This is a genomic window from Lentzea sp. NPDC006480 (assembly GCF_040611995.1).
In the GTDB taxonomy this organism is placed as follows: domain Bacteria; phylum Actinomycetota; class Actinomycetes; order Mycobacteriales; family Pseudonocardiaceae; genus Lentzea.
The window spans coordinates 1-3365 of the sequence record NZ_JBEXPJ010000321.1 but is presented as its reverse complement, the minus strand read 5'-3'; the positions used below and the strand labels follow the sequence as shown (position 1 = coordinate 3365).

The following is a 3365-nucleotide window of genomic DNA, read 5'->3' as shown; positions in this document are numbered from 1 at the left end:
CCGCGATCGCCACCGAGGTGGCCCAGGGCCTGAATCTGCAGCTCGACGAGCAGACCGGCACCGTCACGGTCGAGCAGCGTCTGCTGGCATGGACAGGCGGCGGAGTCTTCAGCGGCGCCGACAACCGGCTACGACAGGTACGCGAGACCCTGGTCACCGCACTCACCACCGCACTCACCAGCACACCGGACCAGGACCGGTCGGTGATTCCCGGGCACGCCCACGCCGCGGAGTGGATCGCGCGGGCGCTGGTGGGCAGCTTCACGACCACGGACATACCCGCGGGCACTCCCGCCGAGGTGGTCTGGGTAGCACGGCTTCGCACCCCGTACCGGTTCACCAGGTCGTCGATGACCGACCAGGTCATCGTAGTGCCGAACCCGACCCTGCGGCTGCGCTCCGGAGAGGCCCGTTCCTGGGACGTGATCCTGCCCTGGGCCCAGTCGTGGGACACGCTCGGTCTGCCTCATCCGCAGCTGTCCCCGATAACCGAAGCCCTGCGCACACCACCGGCACGGACCAGGCACGGGGCCCGCCCGCACCGGAGGGCCGAGGTGATCGGATACGGCCCCGCCGGCCTCGCTCACGCCCGCCTGGTGGCCCAGGGGCTGCAAGAATCACTGACAAGCCCCGACGACCAACCACGGCCCGCACGAGTGCACGTGATCGCCAGCCGGGCCACACGCCCAGGGCCGGCACCGGCCGCCCACAGCACCGGACAGTGGGAACACCGGCGAGTACGCATCGTCCTCCAAGGCCAGCCCACGAACCCCAACACCCACAACCCGGCTCCGCCGAGACCCTCCCGCCCCACCAGCCCACCGCCGCAACCGGTAATCGACATCGACATCCTGGCGACGCGCGACCCGAACCCCCCGCCACCGGCAACACCCCCCCACACCCCCACACTTCCCCAGACCGGACCGGCCGACACCCACGACGCCGATCCAGCCACAGATGACTGGACCGACCTATTCGGCGACGAGAACGCCCCCAACAGCACAACCACGGCTAACGCCAACCCACCCAACCCCGACACACCCCACTTCAGCACACCCGACCCCGACGCACCCGACTTCAGCGGGCCCGACTTCAGTGCGCTCGACTTCGGCGCACTTGATCCCGACGCGCTCGACTTCGGCGCGCCCGATCCCAGCTTGTCCGATTTCAGCATGCTCGATTTCACCGCCTCCGATCCGGGATTGCCGAACACGGGCACGGACTCCGCAACGCCAGAATCAATGCAGACGCGTGAGTGGCCCCTCAGCGACACCGGCCCGAGCGACCCAATGCTGGACCACCACCGATCAGATCCTGCGTTCGGACTTCCTCCTCTGCCCGGCTTCCCCACCGAGCAGGACACGGCCGACTCACCCCGTAACCAAGCCAGGAACCTCCTGAACCAGCACCGCGTTCCCGAACATCTAGCGAATCAGTGGACCGACGTAGTAGCCCGCCTGATCAGCCAGGGCGATAACGACGCAGCCACCGCGATCGCCTACATGCTCATGACACACCCCCCGAACGGCCACGCCCACAGTATGCCTTGATGCGTTGCCGCACACGGCGCGACTTGCCGTCCGAAGATCGGGCGGCATGAGCGACCTCAACGCGCAGAGCCCAGCGATCATCAGAGCCCGACAGGTTACGTGACCCGCAGGCGCCCATCGCACGAAAACCGGTGTTCACCAGCTCAATCCACCGTTCGAGGTCATGTGGCTGCCGGAAAAGGCCCGGTCGACGTGTCAGATCACGATTCCTCGGATCCGCCCCTTTGTCGCACGATCAAGCATGCCGAAACCGGTCGTCGACACCTTTCTTCCAGGGACTGTAAAACGAACGGTTTGCGCCGTGAGGCGCTGTTGATTCGAGTGGACGTGGGAGTCCTTCGCCGCTGACCCTGTCGCAGCAGGACGGTGAAGCTGAGGGCAGCCTGGTCCGGGTGGCGCCGGGGAGGGCGGTGATGGTGCTCTTCGGAATAGGGTTCTGTCGCTGGTTGCGTGATCAACATCGTTGGCCCGTTGCGGGTAGGGACTGGTGGCCTGAGATCATGATCTTGGTGTGGTCATGAGTGGTTAGAGGTCCTGTTGCCGCATTTTGGCCGGCGTGGCGGTCGAGAAGGTCGAGCAGGCACCGGGCGGCGTGTGGATCTGGGTATGTGCCAGGGCGAGCGCGGGTGCCTGTTCATCGTGTGGGGTCGGATCGAGCCGGGTTCATAGCCGCTATGACCGCCGGGTGGGTGACGTGCCGGCGGCGGGACTGCCAGTGGTGCTGTGGCTGCGAATACACCGGTTCTTCTGCGACAACGAGGCCTGTCCGGCCAGCACGTTCGCCGAGCAGATAGATGGCGTGACCAGCCCGCACGCACAGCGCAGTTTGGGGCTGAGCCGAATGCTGGAGTCAATCGGGCTCGCGGTGGCCGCTCGTGCCGGAGCTCGACTGGCCGGTCGTCTCGGCCTGGTCACTGGCCGGGACACGTTGCTGGGGTTGGTTCGTGCCGTTCCTGCCCCTGTGATCGGGTCGGTCACCGTGCTGGGTGTCGACGACTTCGCGTTCAGACGCCGCCGCAGCTACGGGACCATCTTGCTGGACATGGCCACCCACCGCCCGATCGACCTGCTCCCGGACCGCACCGCGGACAGCCTCGCAGAGTGGGTGCGCGCGCACCCTGGCGTGACCATCATCTGTCGTGATCGCGCTGGCGCGTATGCCGAAGGCGCGCGCCTGGGAGCACCTGACCTTCAGCAAGTGGCCGACCGCTGGCACCTCTGGCACGGCCTGGCCGGCTACGTCGAGAAGACGATCAGGCAGCATCGCCACGACCTGCGCGATCCCGACCACGACATCCCCGAGCCTGCCCCAGATCCCGCTGCCCCGCTGGATAGTGAACGGATCGCGATCGCCGCGGACATCGACCGCGTCGGGGGCAGGCCGTGGTCGTCCGCATCCGTGAGCACCACCAGACAGTGCACCAGCTGCTGGCTCAAGGTGAATCGATCAGCGGCGCCTCTCGGGCGCTGCGACTGGATCGCAAGACCGTGCGGCGATTCGCTCAGGCCGCGAACGTTGACGAGTTACTGATCAAGCAGCGGGACGGTCGTCCCGGGCCGTTGGAGCGGTTCGAGCCGTACCTGCGCGAGCGATGGAACCAAGGGCACACCACGGCGAGGGTTCTGCTGGCCGAGATCCGCGAACAGGGCTACACCGGCAGCTATCCAGCGCTGACCCGCTACCTCCGTCTCTTCCGGACAGTCGGCGCCGCCACCCGCCACGCCGGCTCCGCCGAAGGTCCGACACGTGACCCGGTGGATGCTGCAACACCCAGACGACCTCGACGGCCGGGAACGTGATCGCCTGAAGGAGAT

At 67.1% G+C, this 3365-nt stretch carries 1 protein-coding gene and 1 pseudogene; both read left to right on the top strand.

Annotation, left to right across the window (positions count from 1 at the left end; all coding sequences use genetic code 11):
* Positions 1-1550 (top strand): annotated as a pseudogene (locus ABZX92_RS45540) (hypothetical protein); the annotation flags it as partial.
* Between the two features lie 556 nt (positions 1551-2106).
* Positions 2107-3081 carry an ISL3 family transposase gene (locus tag ABZX92_RS45535; RefSeq protein ID WP_355572355.1) on the top strand — a complete coding sequence of 325 codons (975 nt, stop codon included), beginning with the start codon at positions 2107-2109 and terminating at the stop codon, positions 3079-3081.
* The last annotated feature ends 284 nt before the right edge of the window (positions 3082-3365 follow it).